Genomic DNA, 25,951 nt, shown 5'->3' with positions numbered 1-25,951 from the left:
GGCTGCTACTTATTTGTCGTTAAGACAAACTACACCTGGAAGCTCTTTACCTTCCATGAATTCTAATGACGCACCGCCGCCAGTAGAAATGTGGCTCATTTTATCAGCCATACCGAATTTTTCAACAGCTGCTGCAGAGTCACCACCGCCGATAACAGAGTATGTATCTTCTGCATCTGCTAATGCTTGTCCTACTGCTTTTGTACCTTCTGCGAATGGAGTCATTTCGAATACACCCATTGGTCCATTCCATACAACAAGCTTAGAATTTTTAATTACATCTGCATAAATTTCACGTGTTTTAGGACCGATGTCCACGCCTTCCCAGTTAGAAGGGATAGAGTCGATACCAACGATTTTAGTTGTTGCAGTTTCAGAGAATTCCTCAGTGATTACAACATCAACTGGCATGTAGAAGTTTACGCCTTTTTCTTTTGCAAGTTGCATAAATTCTTTAGCTAGTTCGATCTTGTCGTCTTCACATAGAGATAGACCAATTTCATGACCTAAAGCTTTAACGAATGTGTAAGCAAGTCCACCACCGATGATTAAGTTATCTACTTTGTCTAATAGATGACGAATTACACCGATTTTATCTTTTACTTTCGCACCACCGATGATAGCTGTAAATGGACGTTCTGGGTTAGAAAGTGCTTTACCAAGTACATCTAACTCTTTTTCCATTAATAGACCAGATACTGCTGGTAGGTAGTCTGCGATACCTGCTGTAGAAGCGTGAGCACGGTGAGCTGCACCGAATGCATCGTTTACGAAGATGTCAGCAAGTGCTGCAAATTCTTTCGCAAGTTCTGCATCGTTCTTTTCTTCGCCCGCATAGAAACGTACGTTTTCAAGAACTAATACGTCGCCTTCGTTCATTGCTGCAACCATTTCTTGTGCAACTGGTCCGAATGCTTCGTCCGCTTTTTTAACGTCTTTACCAAGAAGCTCGCCTAAACGTGCTGCTACTGGAGTTAAACGCATTTCTTCTACTACTTGACCTTTTGGACGGCCTAAGTGACTTGCTAAAATAACTTTCGCACCTTGCTCTACTAAATATTGAATTGTAGGAAGAGCTGCACGGATACGAGTTTCATCTGTAATTTTGCCTTCTTTCATAGGTACGTTGAAATCAACGCGGCAAAATACACGCTTACCTTTTAAATCTACGTCACGAATTGATTTTTTGTTCATTGGATTTCCCTCCGACTACTAGTTAGGATTGACAAAACCCACTCAAAAGCTTAACACATTTGCTTTTAAAACGAAAGAAGAGAGAGAGGGAACAAACCCTCTCCCTCGTTTTGTCATTGATAACTTATATAATTAAGAATTAAAGACCTTTTGAAGTCATGTAAGCTGCTAGGTCTACTACGCGGTTAGAGTAACCAGTTTCGTTATCGTACCAAGAAAGTACTTTAACCATGTTACCTTCCATTACCATTGTAGATAATGCATCGATTGTAGAAGAAGCTGTACATCCGTTATAGTCGATAGATACTAATGGCTCTTCGCTGTATCCAAGGATACCTTTTAATTCGCCTTCAGCTGCTGCTTTGAATGCTGCATTTACTTCTTCAACTGTTACTTCTTTGTCAAGTTCAACAACTAAGTCAACTAGAGAAACGTTAGCAGTTGGAACACGTACAGCGCCACCGTTTAATTTACCTTTAAGTTCTGGTAATACTAATGCTACAGCTTTAGCTGCACCAGTAGATGTTGGGATCATGTTTTCAGCTGCTGCACGAGCACGACGTAAATCTTTGTGTGGTAAGTCTAAGATTTGTTGGTCGTTAGTGTAAGAGTGAATTGTTGTCATCATTCCGCGTTTTACGCCGAATTTTTCGTTTAATACTTTAGCGAATGGAGCTAGACAGTTTGTAGTACAAGAAGCGTTAGATACTACGTTGTGGTTAGCTGCATCGTATTGTTCGTGGTTAACACCCATAACTACAGTGATATCTTCGTCAGAAGCTGGAGCTGAGATGATAACTTTCTTAACTGATCCACCTAAGTGTTTCTCAGCATCTGATTTTTTAGTGAAACGGCCAGTAGATTCTACTACTACTTCTACTCCGTAGTCGCTCCATGGTAATTGAGCTGGATCACGCTCAGCGATAACTTTAATTTCTTTACCGTTAACAACGATGCTGTTTTCGTTAGCAGATACTTCTGCATTTAAAGTTCCGTGAACTGTGTCATATTTTAAAAGGTGAGCTAATGTTTTAGCATCTGTTAAGTCGTTGATTGCTACTACTTCTACCTCAGAGTTGTTAAGAGCTGCGCGGAATACGTTACGTCCGATACGTCCAAATCCATTAATACCAATTTTAGTCATTTGAATTTCCTCCTTGGGGGATTATATTAAAGGGTAAAACCCTTTGTTAACTGTTTTGCTGCACCTTCATCTGTAATTAGAATTGAAGTGTGCCCTTGTTTAATTACAGCCTGTATTGCTTTTGCCTTTGAAGAACCTCCAGCGACTGCAACAACATGAGATACATTTTGTAAGTCCTCTAGTTGCATACCAACTGTTCTTACTTTATGAACAACATTTCCTTCTTCATTAAAGTAGTAACCGAAAGCTTCGCCAACTGCTTCGCTTGCCTGAATCTTTAACCAATCTGCTTCTGAAGTACTTCTGCGACGTGCCATTGTTAACGCATCACCTATTCCATGAATGACGATATTGGAAGATCGAATCAACTCAAGAACTTCTTTCACGGAAGGCTCTGTCACAATAGACGCATATGCTTCGCTACTAACATGGTCTGGAACATACAATAAGCGATAATTACTCATCGTATTTTGCGCCATCTTGGCACAAATGGTATTGGCTTCTAATTCAACACCTTCTCCAATTCCACCACGTGCTGGGACAAACAGCATATGTAAATCTTTGCAATCAAGTTGCATCATGTCCGCAGCAGCAGCTAGCGTAGTTCCTCCAGCCACAGCAACGATATTATTCGCTGTCAGACGGTCTTTTATACAAGTCACACAAGCACGGCCCATCTCCAGTTTGACCCAAGGTGATTCATCACTATCACCAGGGACAACGAAAACTTCATCCAAGTCTAATGTTTCCTTAAGTTGCTTTTCTAAAACCTTTAACCCGGAAATTTCTTTCATAAAGTCTTCCAAAGCAAGAACTAAAGCTGTTCCTTCTTCTGTCAAAGTCATTCCAGAAGAAGCGACGTGAACTAAGTTTTGTTCTTTCAAAACTTGAACTTCACTTCGCAATACTCGTTCTGTCATACCGAGACTTGCTGATAAGTTTCTTCTTCCAATCGGCTGCATGAGCCTAATGTATTGAAGAATTTGCATTCTCGTTTGCATAACAGGTAGCAGATCAGGTAATAATTTTTTTGTGTTCTGAATCCATGAGCGCATATCTTTTCTCCTCACTACATCGGTTCATTTTCCCTCGTGGTCACTTTACGTCCCGTAGTGACATTTTGTGTCCCACATAGGTTAAAAAAATAATCCCTGCTACGTGTATTATTGTAACAGGAGATAGAAACTTATTCAACTCTTAACTGCATTCTTTATATAGTTTATTATGACACCTTTGTGAATGTTACCATATTCTACTTGTTTTCCGTCCATTTCTACAACCGGAATCATTAAGTGATATTTTTCTAAAAGGTCATTATCTTCATATATATCTATTTCCTCGATTTGAAAAGAATATTCACATTGTACTTCCTGTAAAACTTGTTTTGCCTTCACGCAAAGGCCACAATCTTTTTTAGTATACAGTACAACTTTCATCTTCTTCACCTATCCGATCGTTTTTCGTAATGACGAAGCTGGGATATGCATTTGTTCTCTATACTTCGCCACTGTTCTTCGAGAAATAACAATTTCATGCTCTTCTTCTAATAATTTTGAAATCTTTTGATCTGAAAGTGGCTTTTTCTTATCCTCTGCCCCAATTAGCGTTTGAATAAATTGTTTTACACGTTTTGTAGAAACTGCTTCATCTTCAGTCGTCGAAACGGCATTGCTAAAGAACGATTTCATCTCAAATAAACCGTGTGGTGTTTGCACATATTTATTTCGCGTCGCACGACTAATTGTCGATTCATGCACACTTAACTCTTCCGCTACCTCTTTTAAAGCGAGAGGTCTTAAATACTCTGGACCTTTCCAGAAGAAATCACGTTGTTTTTCCATAATAATAGTCATTACTTGCAGCAATGTCTGTTTTCTCTGCTTCAAACTGCGCATAATCCACTGCACATGCTGATACTTTTCTGATACGTAAGATGCTACTTCACTTTCACTATTATTAAGAAGCGCACTATATTCAGAGTGAATTTCAATTCTCGGCATATTTCTCTCATTCATTTGTAAAACGAGGCGATCGCCATCTTTTTTCACCGCCATATCAGGCACAATATAAAGTGGTTTATCTGAAGAAAACGCAAGACCTGGTTTTGGTTGTAATGACGTTATACAATTTACCGCACTCTGTAATTCCTCATTACTACATTTCAACACTTGAACGAGCTTTCGCCAATCTTTCTTCACAAAATAAGCGAAATGATCTTCTACAACCTCTTCTGCTAATCCATTTCGCCTTTGTAAGCGCTTCAATTGTAAGGTTAAACATTCCTGAATATTACGCGCCCCTACCCCTGCTGGCTCCAGTGATTGGACAAGCTCTACAGAACGGTCGACTACATGAATATGTGCAGAAAGGAGCTCTGCTAACTCTTCATTCGTTTCTTGTAAATATCCATTTCCATCCATGTTCATAATAATGAAAGAAGCTACTTTTCGCTCTTCTTCATCTATTTTATAATACTGTATTTGATTTAATAAATGTTGCTGAATCGTTGTAGAATCCACACTGTAGATTTCCATCTGATTCTCGACTTGTTTGCTGGTACTTTTACTGTTGTTAGAGCTCTTTTTCTTCTCCCTCTCAAAACCACCTAACTCAATAAGGGGATTCTCTAACGATTGCTCATACAAAAACTCCGATAATTCTTGTACATTATACTGGAGCATTGTAATCGCTTGCCTTAACTCTTGTGTCATTGCCAAACGTAAGCTTTGTTCTTGTAAAAGACTTGCCTTCAAACTAATCTCCCCCTTGTTTCTATTGTACAATAAGTTTGGTAAAAGGAGAATCCTCACGCAGACACCCATTCCAAAATATTATTAATTTATATGTATTAATGAGATTTACAACTTACAACCGAAATTTGAATAATATTGAAAGAAAATAATAAAGTGAAACTTTAATCAGTGGGGGGTTTTGTCCATCCCCACTGATTATTAGCCCTTACCAATCGGGCTTTTACGGGCAGTCCGATCCCCACCTAACTTCTTTGCTTCCGCTGAATTTTGAGGTGGGGGTCTTACTGCCCGTTAATGCGGGATAAACTTTTTATAACCACATACTAATAGTAACTCTTAATTTTATATATAACAACATTAAATTTCTCTCTGTTCAATTCCAAAATAAAAAGAGCAGTTTAGGTATAGTGACGCTTCACTATGCCTAACTACTCTTTTATGATTTTTATTAAGGAAGAAACCTTTTATTCAACGCTAAGGAACTTTGATTCCTAATTACATAGGAATCATAGAGATAATCATTTGATTCACTAGACGCTCCTTGAATTCCCCTCATCTCTTCCACAGACAACTCAACTATTTTTTTCACGCTTCTCTCGCCACTACTATCCATCATTTTTTGTTTTCTTTTCGAAAAAAATCTCATTATTTATTCCCCCCTACAATTAATTATTTTTTAACAATTGACTAAATTTAAGGCTCTTACCACTTCTTAACACGCCTTTCGGATAGACCTCTGCTGCAAACATAGCAATTAAGCTGATACTAGCTACTAATACAACTATAGATGTAATAATTTCTAAACTCCCAACGGATCCATTAATAATCCTAACTACCATACTGATTGGAGCTGTAAACGGTACATATGATGTCACTCTTGATACTAACCCTTCAGGGTTATCAAGTACTACTAATAACTCCACCACTAAGCTTCCCATCAATATAAGAGTAATTGGCATCGTTGTTCCAGATAATTCTTCTGGCCTGCTTACCATAGAACCAAACACTGCGAAAAGTGCCGCATAAACGAAGTAACCGAGAACAAAATATAACAAGAAATATGCAGCATGCTCACCTGTAATCATATTTACATCAATATTCACTCCAAAAAACGAATCCGATACCTTGAAAATTCCAGATTTAATATATAGCGCCATACTAAGGAAGAAAATAAATAACTGTGTCAAACTAGCAAGACCGACTCCTAATATCTTCCCAAAGACCATGTGAACAGGCGACACCTTCGTTACCATCACTTCCATAACACGCGACGCCTTCTCTGACGCTACCGCTGTAGCAATCGCATTTCCATACGAAGTAATTGCTAAGTACATAATCGCTACTAATAAATACACCAGTAAGAATGAGCTTGTTTCTTCGTTATTTAAGTTTTGCTTTTTCGCTTGCACGTTCATCGTCAGTGATTTCACAGCCTCTTCTGATAACTGTTGTTTAACTACCGCACTTTGAAAATACTGATTTTGTACAAATACCTGCGCACTTTGAATCAACTTAGGATTATCCACCTTCATAAAGTAATCTAATACTGGTTCAGCACCCGCACCCTCTTTTAATATAAAGAGCGCTTCGACTTTCTTATCTAACAAATCTTGCTTATATTGATTTAATTTTGTTTTATCACCTAAAGACCAATCCCATTCTGGAAGAGCTTTACTAAGATTAGATTGATCCAAAGTAACATTAGGTGCTTCGGAAATAAATACAACCTTTGCTTTTTCTTTCTCTCCAGAAAACTTTTGTACTAAAGTTGGAAAGGAGAATAAGAATATCCCTCCCCCTATTAATAACAATGTCATCCCAATAAATATTTTCGTCCTCACACGATCCCAATACGTTTGCCCTAAAACAATCCAGAAATTCCTCATTACTTATGCACCCGCCTTTTCAACAAAGATTTGATGTAAAGAAGGTTCTTTAATAGAAACATCTCGGATATATTGTTTAGTTTTAATATCTTCAAGCAGCGAAAATGCATCCTCTCCATCATTAACTTTAATCATGAACGTACGATTAACTTTTTCAAAATTGAAATTTTTCTTCTTAAGAATAGGTTCAATATCCCCTTCCGTTTGCAACGTCATATATTTGTATTGATAACTTTTCTTAATATCTGACAAGGCACCCGATAATACAAGTTGACCATTTTTCATAATACAAATTTCCTCACAGAACGTTTCTACACTGTCCATTTGATGACTACAGAAGATAATCGTTTTTCTTTGCGCGATTAACTCGAGCACAACATTTTTTAACATCTCTGCATTTACAGGATCCAATCCACTAAATGGTTCATCTAGTATGATGAATTCCGGATTATGCAATATCGCTGAAATCAATTGGATTTTTTGTTGATTTCCCTTTGACAATTCCTCTGTTTTCTTCTTTAAATGTGGTGTCATTTCTAATTTTTCTAGCCATTGTAACGCATGCCTTTTTGCAAGATTAGCTGGCATTCCTTCTAACTTGCCGAAATACACCAATTGCTCCACTACATTCATTTTCGGGTATAATCCACGCTCTTCTGGTAAATAGCCAATAGATAGGTCTTTCTTTGAAAAAGGGCGATTATTCCATAGAATTTGGCCGCTATCCGGTTTGATTAAATCTAAGATCATACGAATCGTTGTCGTCTTACCAGCACCATTTCGGCCCAGCATCCCTAAAATTCCACCTTCTTCTACACGTATATTTAAATCATTAACGGCTTTATATTCACCAAATGTTTTATTTAATCCTTGAATTTCAAATGCCACCCTTAACAGCTCCTTTTAGCTTTTTACGAAATAAATAACCGCCATTCCTAATACAATCCCGCCTACCATCAACAAAAACTTTTTCATAACTATTTCCCCTTTCATTTACTTGTTAAGTTGTATCTTTATCATAGACTTCTTTCTGATGCTATTGTCCGCAATCCGTACTGTATTTACCGTAAAAAAAGCGAACCACTCTTATGTGGTTCACCGCAATTTCAACAGATGAAGTTGATTGTATGAAAACTTCTTAAATGTTATTATAAAAATATTCAGAAATTAAATGATGTACCTACAAAGAGAGGTGTCCAAACCGTTGCAGATACAACGTAATTTCATTTTCATTTCATGTGTAACTATCCTGTATTTTTGTTTACAAGGCTATATCTTATATAAAATAAACCAACCATATAGTGGAGTTCTTATTTCTAAAACAGACTCAGCTACATACACAATAGAAAAAATTAAATCCTCCGGTTGGGCTTTTCATACGGACTTAAAAGAAGGAGATATAATCTATTCGATTAATAAAGAAAAGCCTCATTTAGGAATACTTCCTGGATATCAAAACCAATCACTAAATGCATCAGAAATACAAGTTAAAAAAGATGATATCACCCAAACTTATAAAGGAACACAACATTTCATTGATTATCGTGACAAAATCATTTCTGTATACTTCCCCTTCCTACTCGCTTTTATTTGTTTAGGGTTATCTATTTTTCTTTATACAAAGAAGCCTTTGAACCGGGAAAAATTCTTTTTGATCACGTTTCTATTCATGACTTCCTCAAGTCTTCTAATTGCAGTTGAATCTGGTAAAGGTGATTTTATCGCCCTCATTATTTTAAGTATTGTATTTCAAGGTACACCTATGTCTCTCATTTTATTGTTGAATGAATTATTTAAGAAAAAGCAACTATACGTCATTTCTATGAGATTTCTAAAAATCGACATTGCAATTGGCATTATTTTATTATCACTCTCTATTTTAATGATGTTCATTCCATTTCCCGTAGTTAATACCGATGGATTAGAACTAATTTACCTTTCAATAAATATTATCTTTTGCATATACTTTTTAATCCGTGCCTATATCAAATATCACAATACAGTACATAAACCATTTTTAAAATTAATGCTCACGATTCATTCCATTGCCTTCTTTCCGTTCGTTACACTCTATGCTCTTCCAGATGCAATATTCAGTACACCGATTCTCTCAGCAGATATTGGAGCTATGTTCCTAATCGCTCTTCCAATCGGTTATTTTTATTTAGTAGCGACTAAGCAGATTTTTGATATAGATTTTGTATTTGATCGTTTACGATATTACGCATTTCTGTCACTAATCCCAACTCTATTAATTGCAATCATTACGAGCTGGAGCATTTATTACAAAGACAATTTTCTCTCTCGACTGCTGCAAAGTTTTATTATTATTTTCCCGTTAAACATTCTATTTCTCATATTAAAAGAAAGATTAGATTTTACATTCCGTAATCACCTCTTTCGGACTAAAACAAACTTATACGTAAACATTGAACAGTTTACCGCACAGCTATCATCTATTATGAAAACAGAAGAGTTAGAGAAAAAATTCACTAATGAAATCGTTTCGATGTTGAAACCTTCTTTTGTTCAATTTGTTCAATATGATATGAAAGACAACACATATACACAATGCAACGGATATGGACAAACGAAAGATTTCACACTTTCTAAAAAGAAAAAATGGAGTATGGCAGCATTACTAATTAATGATTTATTAGAGGATGATGGATGCATCGGTATTTACTTATACTCTACTAAACATATAAAGCACTACATCTGGATTGGAACAAAAGTGAATAATATTAAATATAATACGCATGAAAAATCATGGTTCATCACTGTCACGACATACGTCCGTCTTATTTACGAAAACTTGTATACCATTAATGAAATTATTCATTCTCTAGAGCAGGAGAGTTTAGAATCCAAAACAAATTCTGCAAGCTTATCACGCCTACTCTTTCAAATTTCTGAACAAGAAAGGCGCCGACTCGCTTCAGATTTACACGACTCTGCATTACAAGATCAAATCGTATGGTACCGCAAACTAGACTCTTTACTAAAAAACAAATCCGTTCCACTAGAATTAAAAAATGAACTAAAAAAAATCCACTTCGGTATGCACGATGTAATACAACAAATTCGCGACACATGTAATGAATTGCGTCCATCACTTTTATCAGATGCTGGTTTAATTGGTGCATTAAGAGAATTGCTAGCCCAAACACAATTACGTGTGCAGTTTCAAATTCAATTTGATCACGAATCAATTCAAGAACATCATTACGATTTTGACAAAATTTTATCTTTATATCGTATCATTCAAGAACTACTAACAAACGCAGATAAACATTCCGAGGCAACCATCGTATCGATTTTTTTATGGGAAGAGAATAACTGTATTTTCCTAGACTACCGAGACAACGGCAAAGGTTTTAATATAGACACTCCCTACTCTCCTAATCAGCATATGGGACTTTCCGGTATAAAAGGAAGGCTTCAATCAATTGGTGGAGAAATACATATAGTATCCGAAGCTAAAAAAGGACTTCAAATAAACATTACAGTTCCGAGGTGGTAAATAATGATTCGAGTATTAATCGTAGATGATCATCAAATTGTAGGCGAAGGAACAAAGAACATGATTGAATTAGAAGAAGATATGCAAGCGGAATATATTTTAAATGAACAGGAAGCACTTATAAAAAGTGACGCTACACCTTTTGACGTATACCTCTTAGATATGAATATGCCCAATTGTAGTGGTATTGAACTCGCCCAGAAAATATTACATATTCAAACAGATGCAAAAATCATTTTATATACAGGTTTTGAATACGTATCCCAATTCAATTTATTAATAAACTCTGGTATCAGCGGCATTATTAGTAAATCAGCTTCTCAACAAGAGCTATTAATGGCAATTCGTGCAGCTGTAAACGGATATACTTTACTTCCTATTTCGTTATTACGTCAACTACGTAAAGACGATATAATGACTCAACAACTTGAAAATAAAACCGCTCTTCTTACACAAAAAGAATTAGAAATCTTAGAATCCGTCTCTAAAGGAAGTAGCAATAAACAAATTGCTGATGAACTGTACATGAGTTCAAGAGCTGTAGAATACAACCTAACAAAAATCTTCAAAAAATTAAAAGTAGGATCACGCTCCGAAGCTTTAACAGAAGCAATGAGACAAGGCATTTTGAAAGTACACATATAAAATGAGACTTCCATCAGTTTGTTTTGTTTAACCCTCAAATAATGAGATAAATAAAAAAGTCCTAACCTACAAAACGTAAGTTAGGACTTTTTGACGCGCCCAGAGGGATTCGAACCCCCGGCAGACGTGGTACCGGAAACCACCGCTCTATCCGACTGAGCTATGGGCGCATGATAAAATTTTATAAACCGTTTATTATCAAGGTTTTAAGCCTTCTTCTATTCCGCTTTTCCACATTTAATTTCTTGCGAAAAACCTCTAATAGAAGTGAAATATAACAAGTAAATACCTGCTTATTTTCTCTTCATATAATAGCAATAAAACCTAGCCAAATCAATAAAAATATCTGATAACACACTATATACAAGAAACTGCTCTCCCAACAAGTTAAAACGCCCCTTGTCCACTTATCCCTCTGATTTCACATTCCGTTTTACAGCATTTCTAATAAATCTATTTTATAAACACCCCTTCCCAAAATTAAAAGCAAAGAAAAAGGCGAACCCTCACTCCTGTAAGGAATCCCCCCTTGTCCTTGCTATTGATAATGAGACGTTATGTTGACTAGGTATATATATGATATCCAATGAAAGATTTGTTTAAATATCATAACTTGTGTGTAGAAATAATTTAATAGAATTCCCCAGTATCCAAATCCATTAAATCTTTCAAAGAAATGGACGCTTTAAATTGTTCGCCATATTCCCCGTTTCGAGTTTGTTCGTCATATTTAAATGAAATATTATAATATCTACCAGACTTAGTTTTCCTCACTAACCCATGCTCAACCAAAAATTTAGCTAAATCCTTTAGAGCTTTTTCCTCATCCGTAGAATACCAAATAATCATCCATGAACCGTCTTTTGAATATGGATTAAATTGAAGCATATCAGGATCACTATGCTTAACAAATGGTGTGACGCCTAGTTCAATTGCCCTAAGTATTAACTCTTGCATTTCATCTGAAATGTCACCTACTCCACGAGTCATAAATTTACCTACATTATCTGTTTCTTTGAATGTGTTAGCGCCATACCAGCACCATCCGCGTTTTTTAACACTTACTAATTCATCTTTCATTCAAATACCCCTTTTCTTTATATTTTTAGAGCGTATGTAATTTCTGTCATTGATTATTATACCGAGACGGTACCTAAAATACAATATATAGATCCAAATAATATAAACAAACTCAATATATAGTATTAAGTTTTCATAAACACAATATATAGTGTTAAATTTTTGCGAAAACAATATATAGTATTTTTGTTTTTTACTTTATAGCACTTCTAATAACAATAATTATGTAAATGAGCTGTCATATGGGCAGCTTATTGTATTTTTCCGCTTGGCATAGGGATTTTCAAAAATGCTAGTAATCCCCCTTGTACGGTTGTACTTCGTTCCAAATCTCTAAAGAAGATATCAAACGAGTTTCCGCATGTTTTAATAATTTAAGTTGTGCTTCCATCTGTTTGAAAGTATCAGTTAGAAATCGTTCTTCTTGATCCGTTTGGGCTTTGGCTCTTTCAATAGTTCTCATCATCTTAATGAGCATAGCAACGGACTTTGAAACCCCCATTAAACCACGTATTGTATCATTGTGAGCTACGTCCATATAGTTTAAGCCAGTCCCATCAATCGGGCGAACATTAAAAGTCTCATCTAGAATCCTCACTTTAGCATTTTGTTCTTTGTTACTTTGGTACAACTGACTTGCAACGGCATAATCTTGACTTACTGTTTTAAAATTCATTCTGTATCACCGTTCGGACGGTTCACAATGCCATCAAACTTCATAGCGTTTAACACCTGCGAAATGTTTTTATCATTCATTTCATACTTCCCGATGTTCTTTACATAGTCCATATTCTCTATGCGTTGATCGTCTAGTAGCACGTTTAAGTATTTGTTTGTTGGTGCATCGTCATAAATGCCCGCTTTTAGGTTGCGATAAGTCCAATCATCTAACCCACTCAGCTCAATACGGCTATTTACGTCCGATCCTTCTAAATGCTCTGAAGTAATTCGTTCAATAGAATTTACATAACTAAGTTCATTAGTGGTTACTTTGTAAAGTCCGTTATTGGAATTGATATAACATGATTGATTCGGATTGCGTCCGTAAATTAGTTCATTGCGGTTTTGAATGCGGACTTCTTCTGCAAGGTTCGCCGCTTCTAACTTTTGTAGCTCTTTAATTTTAGCTTCATGATCCGCCATGTATTTGCGTAACTCATTTAATTTTGCTTTTTCATCTAGTGATAATGTCATTTGGAATTGCTCCTTTGAGGTTGTTTTGTAGGTGTGGTTGTTGCTATTCTTGCGTGGCTGCGTTGATGTATTCGAGCTCTTCAGTTGGGGTTACGTCTATTACTTCCTGTTCTTCATCGTCTACTATATCAACGGTATATGTCCATTCGTTACCGCCGTTTATTTCAAGTGAGAAACGTCCGTCCTGAAGGATTCTATAATGCTTCGCTAACATTTCCATTGCTTTGATTTGCTCACGAGACCCTATAGGCTTCTCAATAACTTTTCCTGAAGGGATTACAACAGTGTCCTTTAATTCTCCCCGCATGGCTTTTGTCATTGTTTCCATAACTTCCTCTATACTTGCTACACTTGCAAAGGATCGGGATTGTATGAAGTGGGTATATAAGCCCCGTACGTCTTCACGTTGCGTGAGAATATTTCCGTATGTAGGAGAATAACCTGAGTTTTTACAGCTTTGAGTGATGTTTAAGTTTGTTTCGAGTAGGTGATGAACAAACAATACATGTCGGGGTAACATTGCGGAATATTCAGGAGGAACTAGCATTGTATCAACTTGCTTCTGTTCCTGTGGAGTTAAAGGGTTACTTCTTAGATCGGGAGCGTTTTTAGTTTCTGCTTCTCTTTGCATTTTTCAGCTCCTCCCAGCCGTGTGATATTAACGCCTTTATAAAGCTCAGCATAACGGGTATTGATGCATTCAATATGTTCTGAAGTTGTGTCAGGAAAACAACGCTTGATGATTGCGTCTAGGTATTTGTGTGCCGTTTCTTCAGTGGCCTCTCCTGAACAAATTCTATTCCACGTTTGCGGGTGTACCTTTGCTGTTTTTAATACTTTTGGAATCCCGCTATTAGCTAGGAAAGTACAAGTTTTAATATAGATGATCTTTCGGGAGATCGATTTGGATAGATGTTTATAAAACAATTATTCACGTCCTTTTATGCGGTGGTTATATGTGGGTGTGATAAATTTCACATTGATTAAAGAAGGAGGGACTGACAGGAAGCTCCAACTATAAACCCGCCAGTCCTAAAATGACTTTGAAGAGTTGCAAAACAACTCACTTGATTAATCGAAAAATCCGCCTTTAACAAGGCTTCAGCTCTACGAAATACGATCATAGAAATTAGAAAAAACTTAACTAGCGAATTACTTCATTATCCTCATTACTTGCTTTCACTTACCACAAAAAATAAACCTTTGGATTTTAGTAGAACTATTGTGTCTTTCAATAGCTCAAGAGTATTCCACAAATAGAATGTCATATGTAATCCTTCAGACCCAATTGAAAAGGATTGTCCGTACTGATAAGTAAGAATGTGAGTTTATGGTGTGTTTGGATATGCGTGTATGTTTAGTTAACCGTTGATAAACATGGAAGGTAGGTGTTTGTTTGTGGAACACTCTTCAGCTATCGGAAAGGCTCCAATATGACTGAAGGATACTTTAAGAGAATGTTTAAAAGATTGGTATTGACGTTTCTTCAATGAATGAAGTTACCTGTTTTAAACCCAAAGAGAGAATTACCTGTTTCAAGACATAAAGAAAAATTGCCCGAGATTGCGACACTTGCAATTACTATTTACTCTCAACTATCACTTACGAATATACTTACATAATACCATAATTTGTGATAAATTTCACTAATACAGTGTCTAATTTTACAAGTTTTCCTGAAATATCGTAAATTCTTTAAATAAAACCTCTTCAAACTCCTGTTTACTTTCGTTTTCTCTGCAATACTTAGCCATACTTAGCCATACTTTGTTATAGTTCCCAAATGTTATCTACTTTCCCCGCCCCTGTCTTCGTCAAGATTCCCGAAAATGTTTAGTAAGGGAAAAATACTTCCCGCTCTAAAACTAGTTACAGAAAATCTCTAGGCTGGTTCCGAAAATAGGTTACAAAGTTTATGTAGCTTAATGACTGGGCGGCGACTCTCAGAAAATTAAATATCCCACTTCCCTTTTTATTTGTGATGTATAACACATGTATTAAACATAATAAATGTTATCAGAAGTCACTTAGAATATTGTTGTTATATCAACGTTCATGAGGGTTTTTCAACCGTTCTGTTATGCAATGATTATGTATAGACTCTACATTGTCTACATCTTGTGTCAAATGGTGTGAAGGTGAGTGGATCAGCTGGGTTCTGAGTGTATGGAGTATGCAACGATCGAATGTCTGTCAAGTATATATACTTTATACTACTAATATATAAATACATTCGTGGTGCGGGCTGAGAACTCTCAAAGGATGTTGCAATGGTAAACTAAATAACTTAGTTACCCTCTTGCTTTAAAGCACTTTGTCTAACAGGCACATCTTTAACAGGTTAATAGGAGTTTTCATGAACTCTTTAGAAGCACACCAATTTGTAAACAATTTTCTAATTTACCCGCACGATCATGTTATTTTCTGCGACCTATAAAGTTATAAGGTTATTAGAACGGAAATAACCCCCTCCTTCCCCAAATATAATAAAGTGTAGTTAATAAAGTAGGATATAACTATACTGGCGTTTGATTCGTTCAATCCCTCGACTCACAGCTTTTTTACTTGTAAATTCACAATTTATCATCATTTCAAATAGCGTGGCACTTGGGTTTACATATAAATATTCCAATAACTTCCGATCTTTTGCAGGCAATACGGATGATGCTAGCATTTCATTCACAAGTAGCCTATTCTCTAATTCGCTACTCTCATAGCCCGTAATTAAAACTTTTCTATAGTTTCCATTTTTAAAAGAGCCTCCTTTCATTTTTTCTTTCTTTTCGTCACTTCTGTAAGTACTTGCATAGTAATTTCCATTCGCAATTGTATTCAATCTAATATTATCTAAGGAGTCATCATCTTTCGGAGTGGTTAACCTTTCTATCGACCTTTTCCTTGCTAGGAAGTATCTTTTGAAACTAATCAGTTTTAATTTACATCGGTAATTCAAGGTTCCTATATAACTTAATATTTCTTCATACCTATTCAGGCTTTCTTTAACAAAATTCCATACTACTTCTGTTAATAAACTATATATATCATCTACTGTATATTTCATACTGAGATCATGATTTTCTAGTAAAAACCTTCTCGCTTTACGCTTTAGCCACCCTTTAATCGGACTGGATTGATGTAATAGTTTATACATCGCTTCATCTAAATCGAGTTTATATACCATATATTCATCAATTACGGTTCGAATATGACCCTCCATTTTTTCAAATCGAATTCTCTTTTCTTCTTCCATTAATTTTCTCGCACCAAGATTGTTTTTTAACAATTTAACCGCTTCCCTTTTCTGTGAATTAAATCGGAGTTGTCCCCAATCAATCTAAGTTCCAGAAATGGTTGCAATTTACACATCTTTTTACGAATTTCATAATTTTTTTATTTTAAGGGATTTCCAATGGATTCATGGATTTTTCGAAGCAACTTTGATACCATGTACTTACTAAGATTACTTCCAGTTCACTTTGTTTCACCTCTGAAAAAGGTAAAAAGTGAAGAAAGTACCCGCCTACACTAAAAATTGCGGGGAAATCAGTATGTAACGTTAAATAAACTCCCCTGTGTATGCTATTGAGAGTCGGTTTCTTGGCGGGGGCGGCAATATGCAACAGGATAGACGGATTTAAATAACGATTACAAAAGACCCCCAACCTATTTAGGAAGGGGGTTTTACTATGTATTTATTAGAAGCCCTTTAAGAACCACAAAACTCCAGCAACAAAAAGGGCTAGAATTCCAACTGTCATTTTTAGCTATATATCAAGGTTTTCCCACTTGTAAGTTACCTTTCACATCTTTTCTCTTGTACTTCTGTAGTTTCCTTATGCTATAATGTAAACAGATAGTTAACTCTAAAAACGGCTTCAATATATTATCAGGGTAATATTGCTTTGTAAACAAAAATATTAAAGTTGATGTATATTTGAGTTAACGTTTTGCGTAAAATAAAAAGACAGAAGTCTGCGAAACTCCTGTCTTAGTCTGTATCCCATCACTATTCTGCGAAAATAGATGGTGTGGTTATAGCAGAACTTAATTAGTTTTCTAACTTGCGAACCGCCCACTTTAAGCATCTTAATAGGGCGGTTTTTGCGTTCTCTTTACACACCGGATATATATAATCCATCATCTTTTTAACAAAGAACTGGTTAATTCCTGTAACAATCGCCGAAATTATTAACATTTTCACTGGTCATCACCTCCTTCGACAAATAGAAACGGAGGGTTGCTAGATAACCACAAAATCTATAATAGTGTGCTAGGGTTACTTTTAATACTTCTTCACATTATGTAAAATCTTGGTGTTCCTTTATATTGTATTACGTTTCAAAATAAGACACAAGATACATGTATAAATACTTTCTTTTTTAACTTTTACTTTTCTACATGTTAGCCGTTTTTTTCAACACAATGACTATGAAACAACATTCTAAAACTCATGTCAATACAATGGTTTTCAAAAAAGGTGTCAACGAATTTAACCTTATTTTAATAAAAGTTAAATAATATTTTTCCGTTTTTTACAATCAAAAAAATGTTTTACTAATAAAATCCTACAAATAAAATTCTGTTTAAAGTTTTTTTGTATTAACTTTGTAATTGCACAGCCTCTGTTCTGTATGTTTCAACAAATTCTTTTGCTTCTTCCAAGAATCCAATAGCCTCATCATATAGCTCACGCGACTCCCTCGGTATCACAGAAAAAATAGTCGAATTATCATGCGTTATTATTGTATCAACTTCGTATTTTCGGGATTTAATTTTCAATTGTAAAGAAACACATTTCAAACGCGCTTTCCTAATTTCATGTTTTATTGTAGATGAATCATCAGGCTGCTCTACATAAAGATCAAGTCCTTGGTTTAAAATCCTACCAGCTTCACTCAGATACGAATTGGCACGTACTTGTGCCTCAAGTATTTTTGATGTATCACTTATCTTATCAATTTCTTTCAATTTCTCCTCTAATTCTTTAGAGTTTAAGAGCCCTTCTATTTTGTTTTGTTGCGCTTGTAATTGTTCTAGCATCTCATCAGCTTTTGCACCTAGCTGTTTAGCCTGCTCAATTTGGAATTCAGCTTTTGTTGATTTCTGTTCTACTTCTGTTAATTTCTGTTCCGCTTCACTCATCTTTCTTTCAGCAGCTTGCATCTTTTCTTCTGTTTTTTTATTTTGCGATCTGAGAAATAAACCAATCCCAATTTGTATACCTACAATGACTATACTGGTAATACTCACAATCCATCCTGCGTATGATAAAAAATTAGCTAAACTATCATTTAAAAAAGAAATTTGATGATCTTGTATGGAAATAACTTTTTCTTGTAAATCTTTTACAGCTTCCTCTGGTTTAATTGGTTGTGCTACTAAAAGTTTCATAATAATATACTCCTCTAAAGCTTTAATTTATAACTCCTCAATAGAAATATTACCATTGGATGTAATTAATTAACATAACAACTTTTCTGACTTTTCATCTGTTGACTGTAGAGTTTTTTTACTGAGCATGGCTTAGATTGATTAAGCAACGGCTTGGACAGAAAATACCTACCTTACATCACAAAAAACAAAGTTTAAAGTGACATAAAGTAAATGTTTTAATACTGAGCTAGGATGAGTTGTTGAAGTATCCGTGTTGTATCACCTTGTTTAAACACTGAAATTTCTTCCTCAACGGACTTTCTACTTACAATGCTTGTCCTGTAAGCTAATATCTATCCGTTGCCACCTGTCCCATAAGACACCAAGCAACCAGCCGAACCTTTAATGGTCGTTCTCACCTAGACTATATCCAACGTAAACAAGGAAACGCTTGGGCGGATATACGCTTGATTCTATGACGATGGCTCAGCTAACCTGTTCAAGTTTTACATGTGTTAGGTCATTCCATGCCTTGCATTTCCTAAAAAAAGACAATAGGAAACTAAACCTCTTGACTACCAATTTTTAAAAATGGTAATATAATCAAGAAGCTTATAAGGATCTCTATATTGAGTTTTGAAACTTACATTTGAAGTTGATACGATTTCTATATTTAGTTTTTTGAGCTATTAAGGATTTTCTTATTTGTTTTATCGAATTGAATTTTTGAGTCTCCAGTTGGCGCTGGGGACTTTTTTCTTTGTCTTAAACCTCATAATTTCTTTTGCTTAATACCGTTTCATACTGTTCTTTAACTTCTTCACTGGTCATTCGGACGTATCGCATTGTAGAAGCAATATCTTTATGTCCAAGAATGTGCATTAAAGCATTAACACTCCCACCGTCTCGTAAATAGTTACAAGCAAACGTATGACGTAAACTATGCGGGCTTACCCTACATTCCCTATACAGTCCTGACAGTCTCCCATATGTATACATTCTCTTTCGGATAATATCGTTATCTAACCGCCTACCATCTTGTGTAAGAAATACATGTTTAACCTCTTCAAAATAATCCATACTCTCGGTAATAAGCTGTTTTATCTCTCCCATAATTCTTTTACTCATCGGAATACTGCGGCTTCTTCTATTTTTATTTTTAGCTCCCGCCAACAAAATCACGCCGTTATCAAAGTCAATATCATTAATTTCTAGGGCTGCAACTTCATTTACACGCATTCCACAATGAAGCATTAACAGCATTGCTACATAATCTCTAAAACCTGCATAAGAAGTAGTATCGACTACTCTAAATAACCTTTTGATCTGACTATTATTAAAGGTGTATATTTTACTTTCATCTGTCCTTAATTTGCTAAAATTGACCGCTGGATTCTCTTTTATATACTCATGCTTTTCTAGCCTTCTAAAGAGTGATTTAAGCCCCGATAAACGGATATTAACAGTCACAGGACTTAAACCCTTTTCAAGCAATGAATCGATATATAAACCGATATGATCCGCATTCATTTTCCTTAAATCAGTTACTTCAACCTCTTTGGTGAAATAGCGATAAAATTTAGCATAGTCACTTATTGTCCGCTCCCTCATACCTTCTTGCTTAGCGATATGAGAAAAGATTTTAATTGTCTGCTCAACTTCTAACGAATCCGTTTTATCTACTTTTAACAGCTCCACTTTCGGCAACCTTCTTTTAACAATTCTTTTATTTCCAGACTTTAAACCCATAACAAAAAAGCCCTCCTTAAACCACTTAAATAGCGGAATAAGAAGGGCTTAGCTTTTTATATAATAAACGATTTAGAACTAATTTAAAGCGCTAATTTCAAGCATATAGCAAGAATACATTCCAATACGGTTCACGTCCTACATATATCTTTAAACTTTCAGTAAAACAGCTTTAAATCAACTGTTAAGCCTTTCTGAATGTTAAAGAATACTTTGACGTGGTACCGGAAACCACCGCTCTATCCGACTGAGCTATGGGCGCATGATTATAGAAAACACTTCATTTTCTTCTCATAATAATAGCAATAAAATCCATTTAAATCAATAAAAATATCCCCGTAATACCTTATGCATCTTAGCTAAAAGCATATAAAATCCATTTAAATCAATAAAAATATCCCCGTAATACCTTATGCATCTTAGCTAAAAGCATATAAAATCCATTCCACCCCTAAATTTTCCAATCATAAATTCTCCCCAACTCACAAATTATAATCTTTGAATTGATATTCCAAAGGGGGCTTCATTCAATGACTGTAATTACAAAATTAAAGCAGACTGTTTCTGGATTAAAAAGTGCCCAAGCTAGCTTAGAGGGATTCGCTCTTGATACGGATAACCAACAAGCTAAGCAACTTTTCCAAACAGCTGCGCAGCAAACACAAACGATTATCGATTCTTTAAACCCACGTGTTGAAGAAGTCCAACAAGAAGAACCACAATACTCACAGCAATAACGAACCAATCTTGCTGTGAAATAGAAAAAGGATGATATGCAGTCATCCTTTTTCTATCACATTACATATTGCAATAGAAATGGAATGATAATTATGCGAAAACTCGGCCTCATAACCGCATTATTTGCACTTCTATTTAGCTCTTTTACCGGATGTGATAATAGTCCTTTAGATAAAAAAGTGAAAGAAGAAGCAAAACGAACGGAGAAAGAAAAAGGTCCAAAATTAACAAAGACGAGTACGGAATCCTTTAATCAATCTATATCACAAGGAGCGAAGAAAAGAGCTCTCGCTATGGATGAAATTATAAAAAGCACAGCAGTGAATTCAAATTTAGATCTCTACATAGCAGTTACACCTGAGCATCACGAAAGGTTTGGATTAAAGCCGCTGCGTAGCAAACTTCAAAAGCAACTAAGTGATGAGCACCCTACTTTCGATGTTCGTGTCAGTACAGATAAAAAAATCTTTATGTTACTCGAAAAACTCGAAAGAAAAATTAAGGAAAAAGAAGTATCTAAAGATGAAATTAATAAACAATTAAAATTCATTGGTAAAAAAATGGAGTCTAACACTTAACGCTTTTTAAAAGAAAAGGAAGGATTGCAATGTCTAGTAAAGATAAAAACTTAACCCCTGTACAACAGGAGTATAAAAAATTCGAACAAGAACGCGAACCGAAACGACCTGTCTTAAAAAATTGTATAAAAGCCTTTTTCGTCGGTGGTTTTATTTGCTTCATCGGACAACTCATTTCTACTTTTTACATCACATATTTTGATTTCACTGAACGCTCAGCAGGCAATCCAACAGTCGCAACTCTCATTTTCATCTCCATGTTACTAACTGGATTTGGTATATATGATCGTTTTGGACAGTTTGCCGGTGCTGGTACAGCTGTACCTGTTACTGGATTTGGTAACTCTGTTATTGCCGCATGTATTGAGCATCGAACGGAAGGATTTGTCCTTGGCGTTGGCGGCAATATGTTTAAACTAGCTGGTTCTGTTATTTTATTTGGTGTATTTTCCGCTTTCGTCATCGCACTTATTAAAACTATTCTCGTTCAATGGGGAGGGCTATAAATGTTACAAGGACACCGAACGTGGGTATTTGAAAACAAACCAGTCATTATCTCAACAGGGGTTGTCGGTGGACCATTTGAAGCAAAGGGAAACATCCCAGAAGACTTCGATATCCTTCATGAAGATTTATGGCTCGGACAAGATTCCTATGAAAAAGCACATAAGATTTTATTCGAAGAAGCTTGTAGTCGCGCTACTGAAAAAGCAGAGCTTCGTAAAGATGATATTCAATTCGTACTCGCAGGAGATTTAATTAATCAAATTACTCCAACAAGCTTTGCTTGCCGCACACTTGGGACTCCTTATCTCGGATTATTCGGGGCTTGCTCTACTTCTATGGAAGGTTTAGCACTTGGGGCAAGTATCGTAAATGCAAAAGGTGCAAAATATTTATTAACTGGAGCTTCAAGCCATAATACAGCTGTAGAAAAACAGTTCCGCTACCCTACCGAATACGGTGGACAAAAGCCGCCTACTGCACAGTGGACAGTAACCGGAGCAGGAGCCGCTATTTTAAGCGATACTGGACACGGTCCAAGAGTAACCTCTGCAACAATCGGCCGAGTGGTTGATATGGGATTAACGGATCCGTTTAATATGGGAGGCGCAATGGCTCCAGCTGCAGTTGATACAATTGAAGCCCATTTACGTGAACGTCAAATTGATGCCTCTTACTACGATTTAATCGTAACAGGCGATCTGGGACATGTAGGACGCGAAATTGCTTATGACTTACTACATAAACACGGAACGAAAGTAACGAGCGAACAATTTCAAGATTGCGGAATTATCATTTATAGAGAAGGACAACCTGTCATAGCTGGTGCTAGCGGACCTGGATGTTCCGCAACAGTCGTGTACGGTCATTTATTAAACCGAATGAAAAGAGGAGAGTTCAAAAAAATACTTGTCGTTGCGACAGGCGCTTTACTATCTCCACTTACATTCCAACAAGAAGAAACGATTCCGTGTATCGCTCACGCCGTTTCGATTGAATTTGGAGGTGCAACGCAATGATTTTTTTCTGGGCTTTCGTCATTGGCGGACTCATATGTGTAATCGGCCAACTTATGTTTGATGTCGGCAAACTAACACCTGCTCATACAATGGCAACACTCGTTGTTGCTGGAGCTATATTAGATGGATTTAATTTGTATGAGCCATTAATTGATTTCGCTGGAGCCGGGGCAACTGTACCTATTACAAGCTTTGGTAATGCCCTCGTTCATGGCGCAATGGAAGAAGCTGCAAAACATGGCATCGTTGGCGTTATTACCGGCATGTTTAAAGTAACGAGCGCCGGTGTATCAGCGGCTATTATTTTCGGCTTCATTGGAGCATTGTTATTCAAACCGAAAGGATAAGAGGTGTTTATATGACTGTTATCGCTAGCGTAAAAACTTGCCTTGCTAGTGTAAGGGGCGCTCAAGCAAGTTTAAGCTCCCTTTCATTAAATTCACAAGACGAAGAATCAAAACGCGTATTTCATGAATGTATGTTAGAAATGGACAGCGTCATCGCTGATTTAAAGGATAGAATTTCAGTATTAGAACGTGAAGAACCTCAATATAAAGGGTTTTAAGTAGACTGGAGGAAACGACTATGTCTCACCTGCCGGAATGGACACTTGTCATTCTTCGCTCTGTATTCATATTAATTATTTTATTCGCTATTACGAAATGGTTAGGCAAAAGACAAATCTCTCAGCTTTCCTTTTTTGAATACATAGCCGGAATGACGATTGGTGACATCGCTGCCCAAGTATCTACAGGGCTCGATTCAAAATTTTTTCACGGCGTCTTTGCGATACTCATTTTCGCTGTGGTACCTTTTTTAACAGGAATCCTCTCTTTAAAGAACAAAACAGCTCGGGACTTCTTTGAAGGGAAATCTACCGTATTAATAAAAGACGGAAAGATACTCGAAGATAACTTAAAGAAAGAAAAATATACGAGTGACGAATTACTGGAACTTCTCCGTGGAAAAAGTGCGTTCAGCGTAGCTGAAGTCGAATTTGCTGTCTTAGAACCGAGCGGAGAATTAAATGTATTATTAAAGAAAGATTCCCAGCCACTTACAGCAAAAGACATCGGTTTAAAAGTACCAAACGAGAAAGAACCACAAACTGTTATTATGGATGGAAATATACTAGATGAACCTCTTTCAGCAAGCGGACATAACCGCGCTTGGCTACATTCAGAATTAGAAAAACTCGGTGTTGTTATTGAAAATGTCTTCCTCGGTCAAGTGGATTCATACGGACAACTTACTATCGACATTTACAATGACAAACTCCAAACGCCTTCTCCTCAAAACAAACCTTTATTATTAGCATCTTTAAAAAAATGTCATGCTGATCTTGAACTATTTTCCCTAGAAACAAAGTCGAAATCAGCAAGCGAAATGTATAGTAAAAACGCGAAACAAATCGAAAAGATTTTAAATAAAGTAACCTATCTTTTAAAAGACTAATTATCGAAAGAACGCTTCAGTTAAAAGGCGTTCTTTTCTTTTTTCTCCAGTTTTTATAACGTTTAAATTTATGTAATTCGGTTATGATGTTGAAGATACATAAGCAGGGAATTTCGAAAACATAGCGAATATTTCATAGTACAACTACATATTTTTTTGATTTAAAGTGGTTTCGTTTGACCTTTATTGACCATAATTGTATTATAAGACTAAGAAAGCTTTATAAGGAGGAAATAACAGATGAATTTAATTCCTACAGTAATTGAACAAACAAATCGTGGAGAACGCGCTTACGATATTTACTCTCGACTATTAAAAGACCGCATCATTATGCTTGGTAGTGCAATTGATGACAACGTAGCTAACTCAATCGTTTCCCAGCTTTTATTCTTGGAATCTCAAGATCCAGAAAAAGATATTCACATCTACATCAACAGCCCTGGTGGTTCTATCACAGCAGGTATGGCAATCTATGATACAATGCAGTTTATTAAGCCACAAGTATCAACAATCTGTATCGGTATGGCAGCATCTATGGGTGCATTCTTACTTGCAGCAGGTGAAAAAGGAAAACGTTATGCACTTCCAAACAGTGAAGTAATGATTCACCAACCACTTGGAGGAGCACAAGGTCAAGCGACTGAAATCGAAATCGCTGCAAAACGTATCCTATTCTTACGTGAAAAACTAAACCAAATTCTTGCTGACCGCACTGGTCAACCACTTGAAGTACTACAACGCGACACAGACCGCGACAACTTCATGACAGCGGAAAAAGCTTTAGAATACGGTTTAATCGATAAGATCTTTACAAATCGTTAATAACTAAAAGCGGAAGCAGCTCGTTCAGAATCGCAGGGCGATGGAGCCCCTGATTCCGAGGCGCTTTTTGCCTCGAATGAAGGGGCGAAGCGACCGGAGATTCTAGCCGCTGAAGCTAGATACATAAAAAAGCGCCCTGTAATAGGGCGCTTTTTTATTATCATGCACCTCCGTCTGGATACCCATCCTGGTATTCACCTAAATATATCAGCGATTTTTCAAATATATCGACCGTAACTCCGATTATATCGGCGATTATTTTAATATATCGACGTTTCGACACCACTTATCGAC

Annotated in this window: 25 protein-coding genes and 1 tRNA gene; 10 read left to right on the top strand and 16 right to left on the bottom strand. The window is 36.2% G+C overall.

Translation table 11 applies throughout. The annotated features are described in order from the left end of the window. Positions 1-9: 9 nt before the first annotated feature. The 8 genes from EBQ15_RS13535 to EBQ15_RS13500 form a co-directional block, all read right to left on the bottom strand. Positions 10-1,194 (bottom strand): phosphoglycerate kinase, encoded by a 1,185-nt coding sequence (locus tag EBQ15_RS13535; RefSeq protein ID WP_001036350.1) that lies wholly within the window; start codon positions 1,192-1,194, stop codon positions 10-12. A gap of 139 nt (positions 1,195-1,333) precedes the next feature. After that, positions 1,334-2,338 (bottom strand): type I glyceraldehyde-3-phosphate dehydrogenase, encoded by a 1,005-nt coding sequence (gene gap / locus EBQ15_RS13530; protein ID WP_000161236.1) that lies wholly within the window; start codon positions 2,336-2,338, stop codon positions 1,334-1,336. A 26-nt stretch (positions 2,339-2,364) separates the two neighbouring features. Continuing rightward, positions 2,365-3,393: a gapA transcriptional regulator CggR gene (gene cggR, locus EBQ15_RS13525; RefSeq protein WP_001258185.1), complete on the bottom strand. Its 1,029-nt coding sequence runs from the start codon at positions 3,391-3,393 to the stop codon at positions 2,365-2,367. A 135-nt stretch (positions 3,394-3,528) separates the two neighbouring features. After that, positions 3,529-3,774 carry a glutaredoxin family protein gene (locus EBQ15_RS13520; protein ID WP_000869730.1) on the bottom strand — a complete coding sequence of 82 codons (246 nt, stop codon included), beginning with the start codon at positions 3,772-3,774 and terminating at the stop codon, positions 3,529-3,531. Between the two features lie 9 nt (positions 3,775-3,783). Continuing rightward, the gene (rpoN, locus tag EBQ15_RS13515; RefSeq protein ID WP_000647955.1) at positions 3,784-5,091 is read right to left on the bottom strand and encodes an RNA polymerase factor sigma-54; all 1,308 of its coding nucleotides are present in this window, start codon (positions 5,089-5,091) and stop codon (positions 3,784-3,786) included. A 448-nt stretch (positions 5,092-5,539) separates the two neighbouring features. Continuing rightward, entirely contained in the window at positions 5,540-5,737 is a 198-nt protein-coding gene (locus tag EBQ15_RS13510) for a hypothetical protein (RefSeq protein WP_001210632.1), read from the bottom strand. A 19-nt stretch (positions 5,738-5,756) separates the two neighbouring features. After that, positions 5,757-6,977: an ABC transporter permease gene (locus EBQ15_RS13505; protein WP_001243600.1), complete on the bottom strand. Its 1,221-nt coding sequence runs from the start codon at positions 6,975-6,977 to the stop codon at positions 5,757-5,759. Positions 6,978-6,980: 3 nt separating this feature from the next. Beyond that, positions 6,981-7,865 carry an ABC transporter ATP-binding protein gene (locus EBQ15_RS13500; RefSeq protein ID WP_000863493.1) on the bottom strand — a complete coding sequence of 295 codons (885 nt, stop codon included), beginning with the start codon at positions 7,863-7,865 and terminating at the stop codon, positions 6,981-6,983. Positions 7,866-8,148: 283 nt separating this feature from the next. Here EBQ15_RS13500 and EBQ15_RS13495 point away from each other — a divergent pair, with 283 nt between their 5' ends. After that, positions 8,149-10,500: a sensor histidine kinase gene (locus tag EBQ15_RS13495; RefSeq protein WP_002001439.1), complete on the top strand. Its 2,352-nt coding sequence runs from the start codon at positions 8,149-8,151 to the stop codon at positions 10,498-10,500. A gap of 3 nt (positions 10,501-10,503) precedes the next feature. Continuing rightward, the gene (locus tag EBQ15_RS13490) at positions 10,504-11,145 is read left to right on the top strand and encodes a response regulator transcription factor (protein ID WP_000621762.1); all 642 of its coding nucleotides are present in this window, start codon (positions 10,504-10,506) and stop codon (positions 11,143-11,145) included. Between the two features lie 94 nt (positions 11,146-11,239). Here the strand turns inward: EBQ15_RS13490 and EBQ15_RS13485 are convergent. The 8 genes from EBQ15_RS13485 to EBQ15_RS13435 form a co-directional block, all read right to left on the bottom strand. Next, positions 11,240-11,315: transfer RNA gene (locus tag EBQ15_RS13485), tRNA-Arg, on the bottom strand. Between the two features lie 460 nt (positions 11,316-11,775). Beyond that, positions 11,776-12,225, bottom strand: coding sequence for a hypothetical protein (locus EBQ15_RS13480; protein WP_000651004.1), 450 nt, complete (start codon positions 12,223-12,225; stop codon positions 11,776-11,778). Positions 12,226-12,517: 292 nt separating this feature from the next. Continuing rightward, complete coding sequence (locus EBQ15_RS13475; RefSeq protein ID WP_001009817.1) at positions 12,518-12,901, bottom strand: hypothetical protein; 384 nt, start codon at positions 12,899-12,901, stop codon at positions 12,518-12,520. After that, positions 12,898-13,419, bottom strand: coding sequence for a hypothetical protein (locus tag EBQ15_RS13470; RefSeq protein ID WP_000175902.1), 522 nt, complete (start codon positions 13,417-13,419; stop codon positions 12,898-12,900). The genes EBQ15_RS13475 and EBQ15_RS13470 overlap by 4 nt, the downstream gene beginning before the upstream one ends. A 43-nt stretch (positions 13,420-13,462) precedes the next feature. Then, positions 13,463-14,050 (bottom strand): terminase small subunit, encoded by a 588-nt coding sequence (locus EBQ15_RS13465; protein WP_001188501.1) that lies wholly within the window; start codon positions 14,048-14,050, stop codon positions 13,463-13,465. Between the two features lie 1,866 nt (positions 14,051-15,916). Next, complete coding sequence (locus tag EBQ15_RS13455) at positions 15,917-16,702, bottom strand: hypothetical protein (RefSeq protein WP_000916877.1); 786 nt, start codon at positions 16,700-16,702, stop codon at positions 15,917-15,919. Positions 16,703-18,018: 1,316 nt separating this feature from the next. After that, positions 18,019-18,810 carry a hypothetical protein gene (locus EBQ15_RS13440; RefSeq protein ID WP_000772079.1) on the bottom strand — a complete coding sequence of 264 codons (792 nt, stop codon included), beginning with the start codon at positions 18,808-18,810 and terminating at the stop codon, positions 18,019-18,021. Positions 18,811-19,557: 747 nt separating this feature from the next. Beyond that, a complete protein-coding gene (locus tag EBQ15_RS13435; protein ID WP_000523597.1) occupies positions 19,558-20,541 on the bottom strand; it encodes a tyrosine-type recombinase/integrase in 984 nt (327 codons plus the stop codon). Between the two features lie 530 nt (positions 20,542-21,071). On the opposite strand from EBQ15_RS13435, the gene EBQ15_RS13430 reads away from it, so the two are divergent. The 8 genes from EBQ15_RS13430 to clpP all read left to right on the top strand — a co-directional run bounded on the left by EBQ15_RS13430 (position 21,072) and on the right by clpP (position 25,657). After that, the gene (locus EBQ15_RS13430) at positions 21,072-21,278 is read left to right on the top strand and encodes a DUF1657 domain-containing protein (RefSeq protein WP_000216166.1); all 207 of its coding nucleotides are present in this window, start codon (positions 21,072-21,074) and stop codon (positions 21,276-21,278) included. A 93-nt stretch (positions 21,279-21,371) separates the two neighbouring features. Then, positions 21,372-21,857 carry a YhcN/YlaJ family sporulation lipoprotein gene (locus tag EBQ15_RS13425; protein WP_001228546.1) on the top strand — a complete coding sequence of 162 codons (486 nt, stop codon included), beginning with the start codon at positions 21,372-21,374 and terminating at the stop codon, positions 21,855-21,857. Between the two features lie 29 nt (positions 21,858-21,886). Next, positions 21,887-22,363 (top strand): stage V sporulation protein AC, encoded by a 477-nt coding sequence (spoVAC, locus tag EBQ15_RS13420; protein WP_000095399.1) that lies wholly within the window; start codon positions 21,887-21,889, stop codon positions 22,361-22,363. After that, positions 22,364-23,380 (top strand): stage V sporulation protein AD, encoded by a 1,017-nt coding sequence (spoVAD, locus tag EBQ15_RS13415; protein ID WP_000938972.1) that lies wholly within the window; start codon positions 22,364-22,366, stop codon positions 23,378-23,380. It begins immediately after the preceding gene. Beyond that, positions 23,377-23,727, top strand: coding sequence for a stage V sporulation protein AE (gene spoVAE / locus EBQ15_RS13410; RefSeq protein WP_000575919.1), 351 nt, complete (start codon positions 23,377-23,379; stop codon positions 23,725-23,727). The genes spoVAD and spoVAE overlap by 4 nt, the downstream gene beginning before the upstream one ends. A gap of 11 nt (positions 23,728-23,738) precedes the next feature. Continuing rightward, positions 23,739-23,945, top strand: a complete 207-nt coding sequence (locus EBQ15_RS13405; protein WP_000215909.1) for a DUF1657 domain-containing protein — start codon at positions 23,739-23,741, stop codon at positions 23,943-23,945. Between the two features lie 20 nt (positions 23,946-23,965). After that, the gene (locus tag EBQ15_RS13400; protein ID WP_000018920.1) at positions 23,966-24,835 is read left to right on the top strand and encodes a DUF421 domain-containing protein; all 870 of its coding nucleotides are present in this window, start codon (positions 23,966-23,968) and stop codon (positions 24,833-24,835) included. Positions 24,836-25,075: 240 nt separating this feature from the next. Then, positions 25,076-25,657 carry an ATP-dependent Clp endopeptidase proteolytic subunit ClpP gene (clpP, locus tag EBQ15_RS13395; protein WP_001049162.1) on the top strand — a complete coding sequence of 194 codons (582 nt, stop codon included), beginning with the start codon at positions 25,076-25,078 and terminating at the stop codon, positions 25,655-25,657. The last annotated feature ends 294 nt before the right edge of the window (positions 25,658-25,951 follow it).

The organism is Bacillus sp. 2D03 (assembly GCF_003946765.1).
GTDB lineage: Bacteria > Bacillota > Bacilli > Bacillales > Bacillaceae_G > Bacillus_A > Bacillus_A cereus.
Note: the sequence above shows the minus strand (reverse complement) of the source record. Positions and strands in the feature narration are given on the sequence as shown.

Coding starts and splice junctions, on each gene's coding strand:
- EBQ15_RS13535 (WP_001036350.1), bottom strand. CDS start 1,194: ATGAACAAAAAATCAATTCGTGACGTAGATTTAAAAGGTAAGCGTGTA.
- gap (WP_000161236.1), bottom strand. CDS start 2,338: ATGACTAAAATTGGTATTAATGGATTTGGACGTATCGGACGTAACGTA.
- cggR (WP_001258185.1), bottom strand. CDS start 3,393: ATGCGCTCATGGATTCAGAACACAAAAAAATTATTACCTGATCTGCTA.
- EBQ15_RS13520 (WP_000869730.1), bottom strand. CDS start 3,774: ATGAAAGTTGTACTGTATACTAAAAAAGATTGTGGCCTTTGCGTGAAG.
- EBQ15_RS13510 (WP_001210632.1), bottom strand. CDS start 5,737: ATGAGATTTTTTTCGAAAAGAAAACAAAAAATGATGGATAGTAGTGGC.
- EBQ15_RS13505 (WP_001243600.1), bottom strand. CDS start 6,977: ATGAGGAATTTCTGGATTGTTTTAGGGCAAACGTATTGGGATCGTGTG.
- EBQ15_RS13495 (WP_002001439.1), top strand. CDS start 8,149: ATGATGTACCTACAAAGAGAGGTGTCCAAACCGTTGCAGATACAACGT.
- EBQ15_RS13490 (WP_000621762.1), top strand. CDS start 10,504: ATGATTCGAGTATTAATCGTAGATGATCATCAAATTGTAGGCGAAGGA.
- EBQ15_RS13480 (WP_000651004.1), bottom strand. CDS start 12,225: ATGAAAGATGAATTAGTAAGTGTTAAAAAACGCGGATGGTGCTGGTAT.
- EBQ15_RS13475 (WP_001009817.1), bottom strand. CDS start 12,901: ATGAATTTTAAAACAGTAAGTCAAGATTATGCCGTTGCAAGTCAGTTG.
- EBQ15_RS13470 (WP_000175902.1), bottom strand. CDS start 13,419: ATGACATTATCACTAGATGAAAAAGCAAAATTAAATGAGTTACGCAAA.
- EBQ15_RS13465 (WP_001188501.1), bottom strand. CDS start 14,050: ATGCAAAGAGAAGCAGAAACTAAAAACGCTCCCGATCTAAGAAGTAAC.
- EBQ15_RS13440 (WP_000772079.1), bottom strand. CDS start 18,810: ATGAAACTTTTAGTAGCACAACCAATTAAACCAGAGGAAGCTGTAAAA.
- EBQ15_RS13435 (WP_000523597.1), bottom strand. CDS start 20,541: ATGGGTTTAAAGTCTGGAAATAAAAGAATTGTTAAAAGAAGGTTGCCG.
- EBQ15_RS13430 (WP_000216166.1), top strand. CDS start 21,072: ATGACTGTAATTACAAAATTAAAGCAGACTGTTTCTGGATTAAAAAGT.
- EBQ15_RS13425 (WP_001228546.1), top strand. CDS start 21,372: ATGCGAAAACTCGGCCTCATAACCGCATTATTTGCACTTCTATTTAGC.
- spoVAC (WP_000095399.1), top strand. CDS start 21,887: ATGTCTAGTAAAGATAAAAACTTAACCCCTGTACAACAGGAGTATAAA.
- spoVAD (WP_000938972.1), top strand. CDS start 22,364: ATGTTACAAGGACACCGAACGTGGGTATTTGAAAACAAACCAGTCATT.
- spoVAE (WP_000575919.1), top strand. CDS start 23,377: ATGATTTTTTTCTGGGCTTTCGTCATTGGCGGACTCATATGTGTAATC.
- EBQ15_RS13405 (WP_000215909.1), top strand. CDS start 23,739: ATGACTGTTATCGCTAGCGTAAAAACTTGCCTTGCTAGTGTAAGGGGC.
- EBQ15_RS13400 (WP_000018920.1), top strand. CDS start 23,966: ATGTCTCACCTGCCGGAATGGACACTTGTCATTCTTCGCTCTGTATTC.
- clpP (WP_001049162.1), top strand. CDS start 25,076: ATGAATTTAATTCCTACAGTAATTGAACAAACAAATCGTGGAGAACGC.